The following is a 282-nucleotide window of genomic DNA, read 5'->3' on the forward strand; positions in this document are numbered from 1 at the left end:
CAGAAGACGCCAATACGTCCCGGAAATTCGTCAGCAACAATTCCAGAGTCTTCTATGGCGTGCCAAGCTAGCTCGAGCATAATGCGTTGCTGTGGATCTATAAACTCGGCTTCAATTGGTGAAATTCCAAAAAAACTCGCATCGAGAGCAAGAGGCTCTGCAATGATACCTCGAGTGTTAACTTCACCATCTGCTGACGTGGGTGCAAATACATGCAGGCTTTCTTTTTCTGCTAGCAAGTTCTCCCAAAATTGTGGAAGGTTATTTGCGCCAGGTGCATTA

The 282-nt window shown here is 46.1% G+C and carries 1 protein-coding gene; it reads right to left on the minus strand.

Going from position 1 to position 282, the window contains the following annotated elements:
* Positions 1–239, minus strand: a 239-nt coding sequence (locus A3735_RS10125; RefSeq protein ID WP_231882529.1) for a beta-ketoacyl synthase N-terminal-like domain-containing protein, incomplete at its 3' end; no start/stop codon positions are given.
* Between the last annotated feature and the right edge of the window lie 43 nt (positions 240–282).

The organism is Oleiphilus sp. HI0061 (assembly GCF_001635675.1).